At 68.8% G+C, this 16027-nt stretch carries 15 protein-coding genes; 7 read left to right on the forward strand and 8 right to left on the reverse strand.

What is annotated here, in order from left to right; genetic code table 11:
• Positions 1-44: 44 nt before the first annotated feature.
• A complete protein-coding gene (locus OYT95_RS14480) occupies positions 45-2210 on the reverse strand; it encodes an acyl-CoA dehydrogenase (protein ID WP_268791792.1) in 2166 nt (721 codons plus the stop codon).
• Between the two features lie 94 nt (positions 2211-2304).
• Between OYT95_RS14480 and kstR the strand changes: the two genes are divergently transcribed.
• Together kstR and otsB are read left to right on the forward strand one after the other, a co-directional pair.
• The gene (kstR, locus tag OYT95_RS14485) at positions 2305-2943 is read left to right on the forward strand and encodes a cholesterol catabolism transcriptional regulator KstR (protein ID WP_005566090.1); all 639 of its coding nucleotides are present in this window, start codon (positions 2305-2307) and stop codon (positions 2941-2943) included.
• 68 nt (positions 2944-3011) lie between these two features.
• A complete protein-coding gene (gene otsB, locus OYT95_RS14490; RefSeq protein WP_037242198.1) occupies positions 3012-5552 on the forward strand; it encodes a trehalose-phosphatase in 2541 nt (846 codons plus the stop codon).
• 19 nt (positions 5553-5571) lie between these two features.
• Here otsB and OYT95_RS14495 read toward each other — a convergent pair whose 3' ends face one another.
• Positions 5572-6660, reverse strand: coding sequence for a LacI family DNA-binding transcriptional regulator (locus tag OYT95_RS14495; protein ID WP_268791793.1), 1089 nt, complete (start codon positions 6658-6660; stop codon positions 5572-5574).
• Between the two features lie 137 nt (positions 6661-6797).
• Here OYT95_RS14495 and OYT95_RS14500 point away from each other — a divergent pair, with 137 nt between their 5' ends.
• From OYT95_RS14500 to OYT95_RS14510, 3 genes are read left to right on the forward strand one after another with little or no spacing between them, the layout of a single operon-like run.
• Positions 6798-7769, forward strand: a complete 972-nt coding sequence (locus OYT95_RS14500) for a metal ABC transporter solute-binding protein, Zn/Mn family (protein WP_268791794.1) — start codon at positions 6798-6800, stop codon at positions 7767-7769.
• A 13-nt stretch (positions 7770-7782) separates the two neighbouring features.
• A complete protein-coding gene (locus tag OYT95_RS14505; RefSeq protein WP_037242206.1) occupies positions 7783-8661 on the forward strand; it encodes a metal ABC transporter ATP-binding protein in 879 nt (292 codons plus the stop codon).
• A complete protein-coding gene (locus OYT95_RS14510) occupies positions 8658-9551 on the forward strand; it encodes a metal ABC transporter permease (protein ID WP_005265172.1) in 894 nt (297 codons plus the stop codon). The genes OYT95_RS14505 and OYT95_RS14510 overlap by 4 nt, the downstream gene beginning before the upstream one ends.
• 75 nt (positions 9552-9626) lie before the next feature.
• Here OYT95_RS14510 and OYT95_RS14515 read toward each other — a convergent pair whose 3' ends face one another.
• The 4 genes from OYT95_RS14515 to OYT95_RS14530 form a co-directional block, all read right to left on the reverse strand.
• Positions 9627-10127, reverse strand: coding sequence for a DUF3558 domain-containing protein (locus OYT95_RS14515; RefSeq protein WP_268791795.1), 501 nt, complete (start codon positions 10125-10127; stop codon positions 9627-9629).
• 26 nt (positions 10128-10153) lie between these two features.
• Complete coding sequence (locus OYT95_RS14520; RefSeq protein WP_268791796.1) at positions 10154-10567, reverse strand: hypothetical protein; 414 nt, start codon at positions 10565-10567, stop codon at positions 10154-10156.
• Between the two features lie 63 nt (positions 10568-10630).
• On the reverse strand, positions 10631-11392 hold the full coding sequence (locus OYT95_RS14525) for an ESX secretion-associated protein EspG (protein WP_268791797.1): 762 nt from the start codon (positions 11390-11392) through the stop codon (positions 10631-10633).
• Positions 11389-12531 carry a hypothetical protein gene (locus tag OYT95_RS14530; RefSeq protein ID WP_268791798.1) on the reverse strand — a complete coding sequence of 381 codons (1143 nt, stop codon included), beginning with the start codon at positions 12529-12531 and terminating at the stop codon, positions 11389-11391. The genes OYT95_RS14525 and OYT95_RS14530 overlap by 4 nt, the downstream gene beginning before the upstream one ends.
• A gap of 129 nt (positions 12532-12660) precedes the next feature.
• Between OYT95_RS14530 and OYT95_RS14535 the strand changes: the two genes are divergently transcribed.
• On the forward strand, positions 12661-13419 hold the full coding sequence (locus OYT95_RS14535) for a LamB/YcsF family protein (protein WP_037242217.1): 759 nt from the start codon (positions 12661-12663) through the stop codon (positions 13417-13419).
• Positions 13419-14039, forward strand: a complete 621-nt coding sequence (locus tag OYT95_RS14540) for a 5-oxoprolinase subunit B family protein (protein WP_037242220.1) — start codon at positions 13419-13421, stop codon at positions 14037-14039. The genes OYT95_RS14535 and OYT95_RS14540 overlap by 1 nt, the downstream gene beginning before the upstream one ends.
• A 21-nt stretch (positions 14040-14060) precedes the next feature.
• Here the strand turns inward: OYT95_RS14540 and OYT95_RS14545 are convergent, their stop codons facing one another.
• The gene (locus tag OYT95_RS14545; protein WP_268791799.1) at positions 14061-15014 is read right to left on the reverse strand and encodes a PDR/VanB family oxidoreductase; all 954 of its coding nucleotides are present in this window, start codon (positions 15012-15014) and stop codon (positions 14061-14063) included.
• Positions 14995-16020: an aromatic ring-hydroxylating oxygenase subunit alpha gene (locus OYT95_RS14550; RefSeq protein ID WP_268791800.1), complete on the reverse strand. Its 1026-nt coding sequence runs from the start codon at positions 16018-16020 to the stop codon at positions 14995-14997. The genes OYT95_RS14545 and OYT95_RS14550 overlap by 20 nt, the downstream gene beginning before the upstream one ends.
• Between the last annotated feature and the right edge of the window lie 7 nt (positions 16021-16027).

Genomic DNA, 16027 nt, shown 5'->3' on the forward strand with positions numbered 1-16027 from the left:
TTGTATCACCATCCCGGACCTCGCGAAAGACCATCGCGACAGGCTCAGCCCCGCGGCAGCCCGAGAATCCGCTCGGCCGCGACCGTCAGCAGGATCTGCGTCGTTCCGCCCGCAATGGACAGGCAGCGCGTGTTGAGGAACTCCCGCGCCAGCGGACCCTCCACCCAGCCGTCCGCGCCGCCGAGTTCCATCGCGAACTCCGCGACCGCCTGCCGCTGGTGGACACCGACCAGCTTGCGGACACTCGATTCGGGTCCGGGGTCCTGGCCGTCCAGCTGCCGGAGGGTCGTGCGCAGTTCGAGCTGCGAGCCGACCAGCGCGTTGCCGATGAGATGCCCGAGCTTGTCGTCGGTCACCGGGTCGCCGTCCCCCGCGAGCGTGAGCAGTTCCTCCATCGCCGCACCGAGCGAGGAGCCCCCGCCCATTGCGACGCGCTCGTTCGCCAGCGTGGTGCGGGCCAGCTTCCAGCCGTCGCCGAGATTCCCGACCACCAGCTCGTCCGGCACGAACACGTCCTCGAGATACACCTCGTTGAACAGGGCGTCGCCGGTGATCTCGCGCAGCGGCGAGATGGTGATACCGGGGCTCGTCATGTCGACGAGGAAGTAGCTGATGCCCTTGTGCTTCGGCGCGTCCCGGTCGGTGCGGGCCAGGCAGATCGCCCAGTCCGCCTCCTGCGCCCTCGACGTCCACACCTTCTGGCCGTTCAGCAGCCACCCGCCGTCCACCTTCTCCGCGGACGTCCGCAGCGCCGCGAGGTCGGAGCCGGCGCCGGGTTCGCTGAACAGCTGGCACCAGATGATCTCGCCGCGCAGCGTCGGGGTGGCGAAACGCTCGATCTGCTCGGCGCTGCCGTGCTCGAGGATGGTCGGCACGGCCCACCAGCCGATCACGAGGTCGGGTCTTCCGACCCCGGCGGCCGCCAGCTCCTCCTCGATCAGGATCTGCTCCGCGGCGCGGGCACCCCGCCCGTAGGGCGCGGGCCAGTGCGGAGCCAGGTAACCCGATTCCGCGAGGGCCGCGCGTCGCTCCGACTTCGGCCGCGCCACCAGTTCGGCGATCTCGGCGCGGATCTGCGCCCGTTCGTCGTCGAGCCCGGTCAGGTCGATCGACAGGTGTCTGCGTGCGCCGTCCCGCGTCAGTTCCGTGACCCGCGCCCGCCAGCGGGCGGAGCCGCCGAGCAGCTGTCGCAGCGACGTCGCGCGGCGCAGGTAGAAGTGTGCGTCGTGTTCCCAGGTGAAGCCGATCCCGCCGAGCACCTGGATGCAGTCCTTGGCGGTCTCGACGGCGGCGTCGAGCGTGATCGACGCCGCGACCGCGGCCGCGATCGGCAGCTCGCCGCCGTCCGCATCCCACGCGTCCTCCGCCGCCACGGCCGCATCCCACGCCGCCGCCCCGGACTGTTCGACGCGGCACAGCATCTCCGCGCACAGATGCTTGATCGCCTGGAACGATCCGATCGGTTTGCCGAACTGCTCGCGAATCTTGGCGTACTCCACCGCCGTTCGCAGACACCAGCTCGCGATCCCGGACGCCTCCGCTGCGGCGAGTGTCGCGGCGAGGTCGAGCACGAGCCCCTCCCGCACACCCGTGACCACCCGGTCGGCCGCGACCGCCACGTCGTCGCAGCGCACCCGCGCGAGCGGACGGCTCTTGTCGATCGTGTCGGCGACCCTGATGTCCAGGCCGGCGGATGCGCCGTCGACCAGACACCACACGACGCCCTCGCCCGCGTCTGCGGGCAGCAGCACGGACACCCCCGTGTCCCCGCCGATCGCGAAGCCCGCGTCGCCGGTGACCGTCAGCCCGCCGTCGGCCCCGAGGGTCGCGTTCACCGGGGAGTTGCTGCCGAGAGCCACCGCGCACGGCATCGCGCCGTCGGCGAGATCCTCGGACCACCGTTTCGCGGCGGCACCGGAGCTGCGCCCGACGATCAGAGCGGCGAGAGCGGTCGAGAGAACAGGACCCGGGACGAGTTCAGTCGCGGCCTGTTCGAGCATCGCGGCGAGATCGACGATCTCCGCTCCCGACCCACCGACCTCGTCGGGCACGGCGACCGAGAAAATTCCGAGCGAGGCGAAGGACGGCCACGACGTACGCCACGAATCTGCTGGTCCTTGCCGTACTGTGACCAGCGGGTCCGTGGACCGCGCCCAAGCCTGGATCGAACCCGCTGCAGCCCTCTGTTCCTCGGTGGTGGCGATTGTCACAACGGGTATCCGCCTCTCCTGAATGACACATTCGTCTAGAACGTGTTCTAATATGACACCTGGCCATGAGTCAAGGCGCGAAGGAAAACAGGTAATGACGACCAGCTCTCGATCACGGTCCACGACGGTCGCTGCGGCGACGCTGGGCGAGGACGATCTCAGTTCCAACGCGCAGAAGGAACGGCGCAAGCGGATCCTCGACGCGACCCTGGCCCTGGCCTCCAAGGGCGGATACGAAGCCGTGCAGATGCGGGCCGTCGCCGAACGCGCCGACGTCGCCGTGGGGACGCTGTACCGCTACTTCCCGTCCAAGGTGCACCTGCTGGTGTCCGCGCTCGCCCGCGAGTTCGAGCGGATCGACTCGCGGGGAAAGAACCCGCCGGGCCGGAACCCGCTCGAGCGGATGCAGCTGATCCTCAGCCAGATCACCCGGGCCATGCAGCGCGACCCACTGCTGACCGAGGCCATGACGCGCGCGTTCATGTTCGCCGACGCCTCCGCCGCTGCCGAGGTCGATCAGGTGGGCAAGCTGATGGACCGTCTGTTCGCCCGCGCGATGACGGACACCGAGCCCACCGAAGACCAGTTGGCCGTCGCCCGCGTCATCTCGGACGTCTGGCTGTCGAACCTGGTGGCCTGGCTCACACGCCGCTCGTCCGCAACCGATGTCGCGAATCGGCTCGAACTCACCGTCGAACTGCTGCTCGGTGACGGAAGCCGCAGACCCGAGTAGGACGCGATCGGGGCACAGCCCCGGCCGAGAACGCGCTCACAGCCGTCACATCCCCTAGATTTGAACATGTGAGCGCCCATGATCTGCCCATCGAACTTCGCCGTGCCCTCTCGAGGGTTGCGCGAACCCCTCGCCTGCTCGTCGCTTCGGATTACGACGGCACGATGGCCCCCATCGTCTCCGACCCCGAGAAGGCGTTTCCCCACGCCGAATCGGTGCGCGCGCTCCGCGCCCTGGCCAGCCTCGCCGGAACGACGGCGGCCGTGATCTCGGGCCGCGCGCTCAAGGACCTCGCCGCACTGTCGCGGCTGCCCGCCGAGGTTCAACTGGTCGGCAGCCACGGCTCGGAATTCGACATCGGGTTCATCCATGCGATCGACGCCGACGCCAAGAAACTTCTCGGTGAGATCACCGAGGAACTCACCCGGATCGCCACGTTGCACGCCGGCACGTCGGTGGAAGCGAAGCCGGCGAGCGTCGCCCTCCACGTCCGCAACGCCGACGCCGAGGAAGGCGCCCAGGCCCTGGCCGCGGTGCGCGCCGACGCCGGGCAGCGCGTGGGTGTGCAGGTCACCGAGGGCAAGTCCGTCATCGAACTGGCCGTCGTCGCCACCGACAAGGGGCATGCGCTCGACCTGATCCGCCACCAGGACGGCGCGACGGCAGCGGTCTTCGTCGGCGACGACGTCACCGACGAGAAGGCGTTCGCGCGCCTCCAGGGCCCCGACCTCGGCGTGAAGGTGGGCCCCGGCGAAAGCCTCGCCGAGTTCCGGGTGTCGACCACCGAAGACGTGGCCGCGGCCCTCGCGTTCCTGCTCGATGAGCGCCGCACCTGGCTGTCCGGGGCGCATGCGCCGCCGATCGAGCGCCTCACCATGCTCGCCAGTCCGCGGACCGTCGCCCTCGTCACCCCCGACGCAACTCTCACCTGGCTGTGTCATCCCGAACCCGACTCGGCATCCGTGTTCGCGCATCTGCTCGGCGGACCGGAGGCCGGCCACTTCAGTGTCGGCCCGCACCGCAGCGCGCTGCCGCTGAGCCAGCGGTACATCGACAGCACCATGACCGTGCAGACACGCTGGGCCAGCCTCTCCGTCACCGATTACCTGCCGCACGACGTCCGCCAGGGCCGCACCGACCTGACCCGGGTGATCAGCGGGCAGGCCGCCGCCGTCGTGACGTTCGCTCCGCGGCCCGAGTTCGGGCAGGGCCAGGTCATCCTCGAGGCGGTCAGCGAGGGACTGCGCGTGCACGGCACCAACGAGCCGATCGTGCTGCGCTCCCCCGGCGTGCAGTGGAACGTCACGTCCGACGGCAACCAGCAGACCGCGCATGCCGTCGTCGACCCGTCCGGTGGCGACGTCGTCCTGGAATTGCGCTGCGGCACCGAGGAAATCGGCCCCTCCGAGACTCCCGAGGAGGAGCGCCGCGCACTCGCCGAATCGTATTGGTCGGACTGGGCGAAGAGCCTCACCCTGCCCACGCTCAAACCCGACCTGATGAAGCGCTCCGCGCTCACCCTCCGCGGCCTGGTGCACGTCGACTCCGGAGCGATCATGGCGGCCGCGACCACCTCGCTGCCCGAGGAGATCGGCGGCGTCCGCAACTGGGACTACCGCTACTGCTGGCTGCGCGACGCAGCGCTCACCGCGTCCGCGCTCGTCAGCCTCGGCTCCCTCAGCGAGGCCGAGGGCTACCTCGACTGGGTGCACGACGTCCTCGAGACGCTGCCCGGCCCCGAACGCCTGCACCCCCTCTACACGCTGCACGGTGGCGGTCTGCCGCCCGAGGCCGTCATCGATTCGCTGCCCGGGTACGCCGGCTCGCGACCGGTCCGCATCGGCAACGCGGCCAATCAGCAGGTGCAACTCGACGTGTTCGGCCCCATCGTCGAACTCATCCACGACCTGTCCCACGCCCGCGAGAAGCAGGGCGTCGAGGTGGCGCTCAACGACCGCGACTGGGAACTGGTGTGCGCCATGGTCGAGGCCGTCGAACGTCGCTGGTTCGAACCCGACCACGGCATCTGGGAGATCCGTGACAACCCGCGTCACCATGTGTATTCCAAGGTGATGGGCTGGGTCACCATCGACCGGGCGGTGGCGCTCGCCGAACACTTCGGGCGGAACATCGAGCCCGGGTGGACGCCGTTGCGCGACAAGATCGCCGACGAGGTGCGCGAGAAGGGCTGGAAGGACGAGGTCCGCTCGTACACCGCCGCCTACGACGGCACCGACCTCGACGCCGCCACCCTGTTCATCGGACTGTCCGGGCTGATCGACCCGTCGGACGAGAAGTTCGCGGCCACCGTCACGGCCACCGAGGCGGAACTGCGCAGCGGGTCGACCGTGTACCGGTACCACCACGACGACGGACTGCCCGGCACCGAGGGCGGGTTCCACCTCTGCGCGGCCTGGCTTGTCGAGGCGTACCTGCTGATCGGTCAGCGGTCACAGGCGGAGGCGTTGTTCGCGCAACTGGTCGACGCCGCCGGGCCGACGGGGCTTCTCAGCGAGGAGTACGACCCCGTCGCCGAGCGGTCGCTGGGCAACCACCCCCAGGCGTACAGCCACCTGGGACTGCTGCGCTGCGCTCAGCTGCTGGCCTAGGGCGTTCGGGGCGGCCGGGTCAGCATCTGGCGGGCCCGGCCGTCGAACCGCGCAGCAGTTCGGTCTCCAGCATCTCGACGGTCGCGACGCCGGAGTGCGACGGGGACATGAGCAGGGCGCCTGCCCGGCGACCCTTCTCTTCCTGGGGTTGCCGCACGGTGGTCAGGCCCTCACGCAGTGCGTCGTCGACGCCGTCGAACCCGGTGATCGACAGCCGGCCGGGCACGTCGATGCCCTGCCAGCGCGCCCAGTCCAGCGCGCCGAGCGCGAGGACGTCCGTCGTGCACACGAGCGCGGTGATCTGCGGATTCACGCCGAGTGCCTGCGCGGCGGCGGCGTGCCCCGCCTTTCCGGTGTGCTCGAACCGTTCGACGACGGTGAGCGTCCGAGGGTCCAGGCCGGCGTCGGACATGGCGTCGCGCACTCCCTCGATGCGTTCGCGCTGGACGTGGAAATTCGGCGACCGCAAGCGCTCGGCGTCGGCGACCCCGTCCGAGCGGTCGCGCCCCAGCCTCATGCTCAGCACGCCGATGTCGCGGTGGCCGAGCCCGATCAGATAGTCGGCGAGGCCCCGCATCGCGCCGCGGTCGTCGATGCCGATGAGCGACGCCCCCGGGATCTCCCGCGGCTGATCGCACACGACCATCGGCAGGTGACGCTCGCACACCGCCGCAAGGTACGGGTCGTCGTCCGCCACCGAGTACACGACGAACCCGTCGACGCCCGCCTGCTGCACGACCGCGGCGGCGTCCGCCTCCTCGCGGCCCGGGCCCGCCGGAATCAGGAGCAGGCCCTGCCCGGCGGCCTCGCACGACTCGGCCAGTCCGGACAGAAAGCTCATCGCGGCGGGGTCGCGGAAGGAGTAGCTGAGGGCCTCGGTGAGCAGTAGTCCGACGGCTCCGGCCTTGCGGGTGCGCAGGGATCGGGCAACCGGGTCGGGGCCGGGGTAGCCGCGGCGCTTGGCCGCCTGCAGCACCCGGTCGCGAAGTTCCGCGGAGAGTTGATCCGGCCGGTTGTAGGCGTTGGACACCGTCGTTCGCGAAATATTGAGCTCGGCCGCGAGCGACGCCAGCGTGGCTTGGCGACGAGGCTGTCGAGACCTGGGCATAGGGGGACGTTAGTACCTGGCCCGCGTTCGGGCGCGTCGGGGCTGCACCGAAAGTGCACTACCAGGACCTATCCGCTAAAGTGCAACGGTAACGGTTTCCAATAGCGTTTAGCGTTCGTCTCGGTCAGGAGTTTTCTGTGCGCGCTTCCTCAGGTTTTCGTGCCGCCACGGCGGCCGTCGGGCTGTCGTTCGCCGCGGCCCTCACCCTCACCGCGTGCGGCTCCGACACGACCGGCGACGGCACCCTGACCGTCGTCGCGTCGACGAACGTGTGGGGCAGTGTCGCGCAGGCCGTCGCCGGCGACAAGGTGGACGTCACCTCGATCATCACCGAACCGTCGTCCGACCCGCACTCGTTCGAGGCGAGCCCCACCGACGCCGCCAAACTCACCGACGCCTCCCTGATCGTCTACAACGGCGGCGGGTACGACCACTTCGTCGACGACATCATCGGCACCGGCAACAGCGACCAGCTCACGGTCAACGCGTTCGACCTCCTCGAGGGCGGCGCGCACGCCGGCGAGGACGAGCACTCGGACGGCGGTGACTCGGATGGCGGTGACTCGCACGAGGGCCACGACCACGGCGACGTCAACGAACACGTCTGGTTCGACGTCGACACCGTCGACGCCACCGCGCAGTCCATCGCCGACAAGCTCGGCCAACTCGACCCCGACAACGCCGACGCCTACAAGGCCAACGCCGCCACCTTCCACGGTCAGCTCGAACAGATCTCCGCGATCACCGACGGCATCGCGGCCGCCCACAAGGACGCGCCCGTCGCCCAGACCGAACCGATCGCCTACTACCTGCTGCAGTCCGCGGGCCTGAAGGACGTCACCCCGCCCGACTTCACGAGCGCCATCGAGAACGGCAACGACCCCGCACCCGCCGCCATCGCCGCCACGCGACAGCTGCTCACCGGCAAGCAGGTGCAGGCCCTCGTCTACAACGTGCAGACGCAGGACCGGGTCACCCAGGACGTGCGGGCCACGGCCGAGTCGGCGGGAATCCCCGTCGTCGAGGTGACCGAAACCCTGCCCGAAGGCCTGGACTACATTCAGTGGCAGACCAACACCGCCGAGTCGCTCGCCGCGGCTCTGCAATAGAACTGATCGGCTTGTGACAGAACCCACTTCGAAGAACGACGGCAACGGTCGCGTCCCCGCACTGGAACTGACGGGGGCGCGACTGTCCTTCGGCGAACGCACACTCTGGCAGGACCTCGACATCACCGTGGAACCCGGCGAATTCGTCGCCGTCCTCGGACCCAACGGGTCGGGCAAGACGTCGCTGCTGAAGGTGCTGCTCGGCCAGCTCGCCCTCAGTTCCGGCACCGCGCGCATCGCCGGATCACCGGCACGGAAGGGCAATTCGCACGTCGGGTACATCCCCCAGCAGAAGTCGCTCGACGACGGGCTGCCGCTGCGGGGCCGCGACCTCGTCGGCCTCGGAGTCGACGGCCACCAGTGGGGAACCGGTCTCCTCCGGCGCGGCCGGCGCCGTGCGATCGTCGACGCGGCAATCGCCGAAGTCGGCGCCCAGAACTACGCGGACGCACCGATCGGTTCCATGTCCGGCGGTGAGCAGCAACGACTGCGTATCGCGCAGGCCCTCGTCGGCAACCCGCAGATCCTGTTGTGCGACGAACCGCTGCTCAGCCTCGACCTGGCCAACCAGAATCTCGTGTCGGGACTCATCGACCGGCGGCGCCGCACCCACGACACCGCCGTGCTGTTCGTCACCCACGAGATCAACCCGATCCTCCCCCTCGTCGACCGCGTGCTGTACCTCGTCGACGGACAGTTCCGCATCGGCAAACCCGAAGAGGTCATGACGTCGGAGGTGCTGTCCGAGCTGTACCGCACCGACGTCGAGGTGCTGCACGTACGCGGCCGCCTCGTCGTGATCGGCACCGGCGACGCCATCGACGCGCTCGGCAGCGCGGGCGGCCTCCGCCCCGGTGAGGGCGTGCACCACACGGACGAGGGACACGCATGAGCAACAAATTCACCGACGCGATGTCACGCATGTTCGACGTCTCGGCCACCGTCGACCTCCTGCAGTACGACTTCGTCCAGCAGGCACTGATCGCCGGCGCCATCCTCGGCCTGCTGGCAGGCGCAATCGGCCCGCTCATCGTGAGCAGGCAGATGTCGTTCGCAGTGCACGGCACGAGCGAGCTGTCGCTGACCGGCGCGTCGGCGGCCCTGCTCATCGGAGTCAGCGTCGGGGCCGGAGCCATCGCCGGGTCGGTGGTCGCGGCGGTCCTGTTCGGACTGCTCGGCGCGAAGGCCCGCGACCGCGACTCGGTCATCGGCGTCATCATGGCGTTCGGGCTCGGCCTGTCGGTGCTGTTCATCTGGTCGTACCAAGGGCGCACCGGCACCAGTTTCTCGCTGCTGATCGGCCAGATCGTCGCGCCGGGAGACAGCGGCCTGCAACTGCTGCTGCTCTGCGCCGTGCTGGTCATCGGGGTCCTCGGCCTCATCTACCGACCCCTCCTCTTCGCCAGCACCGACCCCGACGTCGCCGAGGCCCGCGGCGTCCCGGTACGTGCGCTGTCGATCGTGTTCGCCGTGCTCGTCGGCATCACGGCCGCCCTCGGCGTCCAGATCGTCGGGGCGCTGCTGGTGATGGCGCTGCTCATCACCCCCGCCGCGGCCGCCGCCTACGTCACCGCCAGCCCACTGAAGGCCACGATCCTGTCGATCGTGTTCGCCGAACTCGCCGCCGTCGGCGGCATCCTGCTGTCCCTCGCACCCGGGGTGCCGGTGTCGAGCTTCGTCACCACGATCTCGTTCGTCATCTACCTCGTATGCCGGCTCAGCGGCTCCTCACGACGCAAGAACGCGGGACGCATCACCCCCACCCACGCACACACGCACTGAGCCGCCACTCTCCGCGATCCGACGGCCGAATCGGCCCTCACACGCCGAAGAGTGGAGGCTCAGTACAAGTCCTGCCTACAAGTGGTCGGGGAAATAAGGCGCCAGCGTCGTCGCCACCTTCGTCGCCTGATCGCATGCCGCGTTCGCCGTGGTGAACTCCGGGCTTCCCTCGCTGTAGAGAATTTCGAAATCGAGGACTCCGGGTTCAATGTCGACCGCGACAGTGCACGATCCGCCGAGGAAAAGCCCCACCACCGCACGACGACCGTCGATCTCGGTTTCATTTATGACCTCGAAGCGGTCATCCTGCCGGATGTCCTCGATGGTGTCGCCGCGCGCAGCGATCGTGATCCCGTAGTAGGGATCATGCGATGTGAACATGCAAGCAAAGTTCGATGTCGATTCGTGATCCGATCGACCAGGGGGGCGTGCGTCTATCCGCGCCTCCTTGATCGCCTCGATAGGCAGGTCGTCGCACGGGTGGTAACCGATAGTCGGAGCGGGGTCGGCTGTTGCTTCGCGGCCGGAGGATTGCTCGCAAGAAGTAGCGAATCCCAATAGAACCAGTGCCGACATTGCAGTCGCTACGGATCGTCTGCGGTTCACAGGTCTGTTCCCGCGACGCTCAGGCTTCCAGCGATCTGCGCATCCTGCTCCTGGTATCGGGCAAGCACAGCCTCGAACATCGATTTCATGTCTCGCGCATACGTTTGATGCGCTGTGAAGAGCCCCCGCGCAGTGTTGGCGAATTCGATGTCCTTACCGCTGATCGCCTTCTCGTCGAACTTGCGCGCCAGCTCGGCCGCAGACGCAATATCCTTCTCTCCGATCCCGAGATCGGTGGCGCGTAGCTCCTCATTCGCCCGACGGGCGAGATCACCCATGCGATCCGCATGCTCCTGGCACAGCTTGATGCACTGCTCTATGCCTGCGGGGTCGAGTTCGAGCCTGCCTCCCCCGGTGATGTTCTCGGTGAAAGCCGTCCATCCGGCTTCCGGTGCTTCTGGCCCCGCCATGTCGGTGTCCCCTCCGTGTGTCGTGCTGTGTCCCCACCTGTGCAATCGCCGGCGCGTGGCAATCTACCAACCGCGGGGACCGACCGACCCCGCTCGTGGAGTGGTACCGACCCTGATCAGGGTGTCGAGCGAGGATACGAGCTGGTCGGGTTCTGCCGGGTGCGCGGCGGCGGGATCGTGCGGTCCGATCACGTAGCGTCCGTCGCCGGCGATGTCGATCCAGTGCATGACGCCGACGTCCCTGCCGCTGCCGTAGCGGGGGCCGCGGAAGACTCGGATCTTCCCGCGGCCGGCATATCCATTTTGCACGGCGGATTCGAGCCGCGGGGCGGGGGCCACCCGGTTGACCTCCTGCAGGATTCCCCGAGAGAAGTGGGTGTCCTGTTCGTCGCGCCGCTGGAACCGGCGTCGGCCGGCGGCGTTCTGCGGGATCAGCCCGATCAGTTGGGCGCCCAGGTGCCCCGCCGCACCGGCGCCGACCACGGCGTCGCCACCGATCTGCGGTGCCCGGCCGGGCAGTTGCGAAGCGATCACCACCCATTGCCGGTGTTGCGCACCGATGATGCGGATCGGGGTTTCATCGGCGGTCGAACCGGAGATCTCGACATACACTTCTGGCGCGGCGAGCACGCCCAGCGCCGACCGCACCTCGTCGTGCTCGGCTCCCGCGAAGGCTTCGCGTATCCGGTTCTGCTCAGCGACATAGGCATTGAGCCCGGGGTGTGCGCTCACGATCCGGAACGGGTACGGGATGCGGTCCTGCCCGGTGCCGGCCCACAGTGCGTCGAACAGTTCGGGACGTAGCCGCCAGTTCCGCATCTTCATGCGCCGATCACCGGCGGCGAGACGAGGGGCAGTTTGCCGATCAACTCGTTACCGTTGTCGAGGGTGATCAGGTAGTCGGGCGTCTTGTGTTCCTTGTCCTCGCCGCCGCCCCTACCGGCCCCAGCGCCGCCCATCATTCCCCCACCCATCGGGCCGGTACCCCGCATTCCGGCACCCGCGCGACCTCCGGCGTTGACCCCCGCGACCCCGGGTGCGGTGCCGGGCCGGGCTACGGCCCCCGGCCGATTCCCGGCGCCGACACCACCGCCGAGTCCGCCGACTCCCAGTCCGCCGCCACCAGAAGCCCCACCCGCGGAGCGCGAACCGGCACCCGAGGACGAATCGGCGCTGGGAGGCATGCCCGACCGACTCTGCGCCTGATCCCCCGTCACCGAGGCCGGGGCCGTCGCCGCCGGCGTGGTGGCCGCCGACGGCGCGGTTGCTGCGTTCTGCTGCGTGCCATCCGCAGCGGATGGGGTGTCCGCATCCGACGGGTCCCTCACAGGAGCGTCGCCGGAGTTCGGCTGCCCGACATTCGGTCCACCGACCCGATCGCTCGAACTCGGGGGGCCGCTCGCCTGGTCGACACCGGGCCCAGCCGGACCCGAAGGAACGTCGACGATGCTCTCCGGTTTCGTGAACGACGGCACGATGCCGTCGGAGGTCGCGAGTCCCGGGTTGTAGATCGTGGCCATCTTCTCGCGCGCCTCGCCCTCGCGCCGGCAGTACTCGTCCTCGGTGTCCGTGTCCCAGGGCGTCAACTTGTCCCACAGTCCGGTGCCGATGGTTTCGGGGACCTGCGACCGGAGCGACGCGACCGTCTCCGCCAGCGGCGTCAGCGCACCCGCGACTCCGTGAAGTTGCGCCTGCGCCTGCGACGCGGACGACGAGTACCGCTCGGTCTCGCCGTAGGCGGCCGACGCGGCAGCACCTTGCCAGCTCTCGCTGATCGTCTTCTTGATCGCGTCGCTGAACTCGACGATCGCGTCGTGGGCCGTCGTCCCCAGTTCGGCCCAGGCCCTCGCGATGCCGCTCACGTTCTCGACGTTCATGCCGGCGACGGCGCTCGCGATCCGCGCGTGATCCCATTGATCCGAGTGAAAGTTCTCGGGATCCTTGATGTATGCCGGGTCGGTCACGTTTCCCCCTCCGATGGCGCAGTCCACCATGCGCGGTCAATTGTTCTGACGCAGCAGGACCCTCACCGGTTCCGCCCGCCCCCGCGAGAGAATCTACAAGACGGCACTCGGAACCCTAGTATCGAATATGTGCCGGCAATCGATCTGAACAGCGACCTCGGCGAGAGCTACGGCGCCTGGACCCTCGGCGACGACCTGGCGATGCTGAAGCTCGTGACCAGCGCCAATGTGGCGTGCGGTTTTCATGCGGGCGATCCCGCGACGCTGCTGTCCACCTGTTCGGCGGCGTCCGAGCTGACGGTCCGGATCGGCGCGCAGGTGGGCTACCACGACCTCGCCGGGTTCGGGCGCCGGTTCATCGACGTCACCCCGCGTGACCTGACGGCCGACGTCGTCTATCAGATCGGCGCCCTCGACGGGCTCGCCCAGGTTTCCGGTTCCGCGGTGGCTTACGTGAAACCGCACGGCGCGCTGTACAACGCAATCGTCCACCACCGCGAGCAGGCCCGCGCGGTGGTCGCGGCGGTCAGCGCGTACGACCCGACGCTTCCGGTCCTCGGCCTGCCCGGTTCGGTGTTCCTCGAGGAGGCCGAGAAGGCCGGGCTGCGGACGGTCACCGAGGCGTTCGCTGACCGCGCGTACACACCCGAGGGAACGCTGGTGCCGCGCACGACGGACGGGGCCGTCCTGCACGATCCCGCGGTGGTGGCCGAACGGGTCCGCAGGCTCGTCGCCGATCACACCCTCGAAGCGGTCGACGGTACAGTCCTGCCAGTTACCGCCGAATCAGTCTGCGTCCACGGCGATACGCCCGCTGCCGTCGAGATGGCCACCGCCATCCGGTCGTTACTCGACACCGAGGGCATCACGGTGGAGCCGTTCGTGTGATGCGCATCCTCGACGTCGGAGAAAGCGCGGTCCTCACCGAGTTCGAGGATCTCGGCACCGTGCTCGCGCATTTTCGTGCCCTCGACAAGTCCCGGCCACCCGGGGTCGTCGAGGTGATTCCGGCGGCGCGCACCATCCTGGTGCGGTTCGACCACGGCGCGACCAGCCGTGACCGCATCGCCAAGTGGGTGCGGACCACGGAACCGGAGGCGACGGTCGCCGAGGACGCCCCCGACGAGATCCGGATAGACGTGCGCTACGACGGTCCCGATCTCGAGGACGTGGCCGAGCTGACCGGTCTCGGTGTCGACGGCGTCGTCGCCGCACACACCGGAACACCGTGGACGGTCGCGTTCTGCGGCTTCGCCCCCGGTTTCGGTTACCTCACCGGCGGCGCACCCGAACTTCATGTGCCGCGCCGCTCGACGCCTCGGACCTCCGTCCCCGCCGGGACCGTGGCTCTGGGCGGGGAGTTCACGGGAATCTATCCCCGCAGCTCGCCCGGCGGGTGGCAGCTCATCGGCACCACCGACGAACCGATCTGGGATGCCGAACGCACGCCCCCTGCCCTGCTCCGCCCCGGCGTCGTCGTGCGCTTCGCGCCCGTGAGTACTTATTAACCGCCCGACGTTAATAAGTACTCACAGGTCCAGGACCAGGCGGTCCCCCCTAGCGCGGGAGACGCAGATCATCATGCTGTTGCACTGCGCGCGTTCGCTTTCGGTGAGGAGGTCGTCACGGTGGTCGACGTCGCCGCCGAGGACCTTCACCTCGCAGGACCCGCAGATTCCCATCTCGCACGACGACGGATGGTCGATGCCGGCGTCGCGGACGGCCTCGAGCACAGTCTGGTCGGGACGTACCTGGACGAACTTCTCGCTGCGAGCCAGTTCGACCTCGAACTCACCGCTGGACGCGACCATGGGTGCCGACGCGGCGAACCGCTCGAGGTAGAGGTCGTCGGCACGGCCCGCCTTCGACATCCTTTCCACCAACGCGTCCATGAGCGGAGTGGGCCCGCAGCAGTAGACCGCCGCCCCCGCAGAGGACGCCACGACGGACTCCAGGTCGAGGTGACCGCTCGTGTCCTGCGGCACCAACTGCACCGCCGACGCGTCGAGCTCGCTCACGAATGCGAAGTGCTCGGCGGTGCGCGCGCCGTATACCAGTTCCCAGGTTCCGCCGCGCCGTTGCACTTCCCGGATCATCGGCAGCATTGGGGTGATGCCGATCCCGCCGGCGACGAACACGTACCGGTCCGCCTCTGCCAGCCCGAAGTTGGAGCGTGGCCTGCCGATCCGGATCGGGCGACCCGGCCGCAGCTCGCGATGAACCTCCACCGAGCCTCCCCGCCCCGCGGGCAGTTCGAGGACGGCGATGCGGTACCGCGTCGAGTCGGCTGGGTCGCCGCACAGCGAGTATTGCCGGACCATCCCCGACGGCAGATGCACGTCGACGTGAGCACCCGGCTCCCAGGCCGGCAGCTCACCGCCGTCCGCGCGGGCGAACTCGTACGAGGTGATCGACCGGGCCTCCCAGTGGGCGGCGACGACGCGGAGCGGAAGGGTCTGCGTATCAGACGAACTGGTTGACATGACTGCCGTCCTCGACGCGGTTCATCAGCTCGGTGAACGAGCGCCGGTAGTTGAGGGTGAACAGGTCGGCGGGTACCGAGAATTCCTGGTACTCGGAGTCCCAGGGGATCTCGCGGGGTTCGATGAATTCGACGATCGGGATGTCCTCGAGGTACACCATCTCCTCGACGCGCAGGCATTCCTCCAAGTCTGCGCCGCGGTAGCCGACCTCGTTGGCGACGCCCCAGAAGATCTTGACGTGTTCGTAGTCGATGGGTGACGGGAACCCGGCGACGACGCGGCGTCCCAGCTTCTCGTAGTGGTAGGTGATGGACGCGAGACCCGGTGCGGAGCAGCGGTACCGCATCATGCAGTCGCCGTCGTTGGCCCAGTCGCCGGAGCCGGCGTCGAGCGGGCGGTCCATCCAGACGTCGAGTCCGTCCCGGTTGACGTTCAGCGGTTCGACGACCTCCGGGGTCGGGCCCATCGACACCTTGTGGACGAAGGGGAAGTGTGCGACGTCGCGGAAGTTCTCGATCGTCACGCCGACACCGACCGACGAGTCGATGGGGTCGGCGGCAAGCCATTCGAGGTCGAGGCCCTGCCACTCCTCGATCTCGTACAGGTCGCGGATCGGGTCCTCGAGCACCGTCCAGACGTGTCCGAACCGCTCGACCGCAGGGTAAGTGGCGATCGAGGCGCGCGGCGGGATCTTGCCCTGATCGGCCAGGGACGGGATGCGGCTGCAGCTGCCGTCGGCGCTGGAGAACTCCCAGCCGTGGTACGGGCAGCCGATCGAACTCTGGTGCACTTCGCCCATCGACAGGTCGCCGCCGCGGTGCGGGCAGCGCCGCGACTGCACCGAGATCCGCCCCTCGCCGTCGCGGTAGATCACCAGGCTGACGCCGAGAAGCGTGGCCGTCTGGGGCTTGTCGAGGTCGCGGAGGCGCGCGACCGGGAACCAGGAGCGGCGCATGGACGCTTCGGCAAGTTCACGTTTGGTGGGGGTGGGGATCGAGGTTGTCACGAGGGTC

It is taken from the genome of Rhodococcus sp. JS3073 (assembly GCF_026810085.1).
Classification (GTDB): Bacteria; Actinomycetota; Actinomycetes; order Mycobacteriales; family Mycobacteriaceae; genus Rhodococcus_F; species Rhodococcus_F wratislaviensis.

Bases quoted from the DNA above. Each gene is read 5' to 3' on its own strand.
- OYT95_RS14515 (WP_268791795.1), bottom strand. From the start codon at position 10,127: ATGTCGGCACTGGTTCTATTGGGATTCGCTACTTCTTGCGAGCAATCC.
- OYT95_RS14510 (WP_005265172.1), top strand. From the start codon at position 8,658: ATGAGCAACAAATTCACCGACGCGATGTCACGCATGTTCGACGTCTCG.
- OYT95_RS14495 (WP_268791793.1), bottom strand. From the start codon at position 6,660: ATGCCCAGGTCTCGACAGCCTCGTCGCCAAGCCACGCTGGCGTCGCTC.
- OYT95_RS14545 (WP_268791799.1), bottom strand. From the start codon at position 15,014: ATGTCAACCAGTTCGTCTGATACGCAGACCCTTCCGCTCCGCGTCGTC.
- OYT95_RS14525 (WP_268791797.1), bottom strand. From the start codon at position 11,392: ATGAAGATGCGGAACTGGCGGCTACGTCCCGAACTGTTCGACGCACTG.
- OYT95_RS14540 (WP_037242220.1), top strand. From the start codon at position 13,419: ATGCGCATCCTCGACGTCGGAGAAAGCGCGGTCCTCACCGAGTTCGAG.
- kstR (WP_005566090.1), top strand. From the start codon at position 2,305: ATGACGACCAGCTCTCGATCACGGTCCACGACGGTCGCTGCGGCGACG.
- OYT95_RS14520 (WP_268791796.1), bottom strand. From the start codon at position 10,567: ATGGCGGGGCCAGAAGCACCGGAAGCCGGATGGACGGCTTTCACCGAG.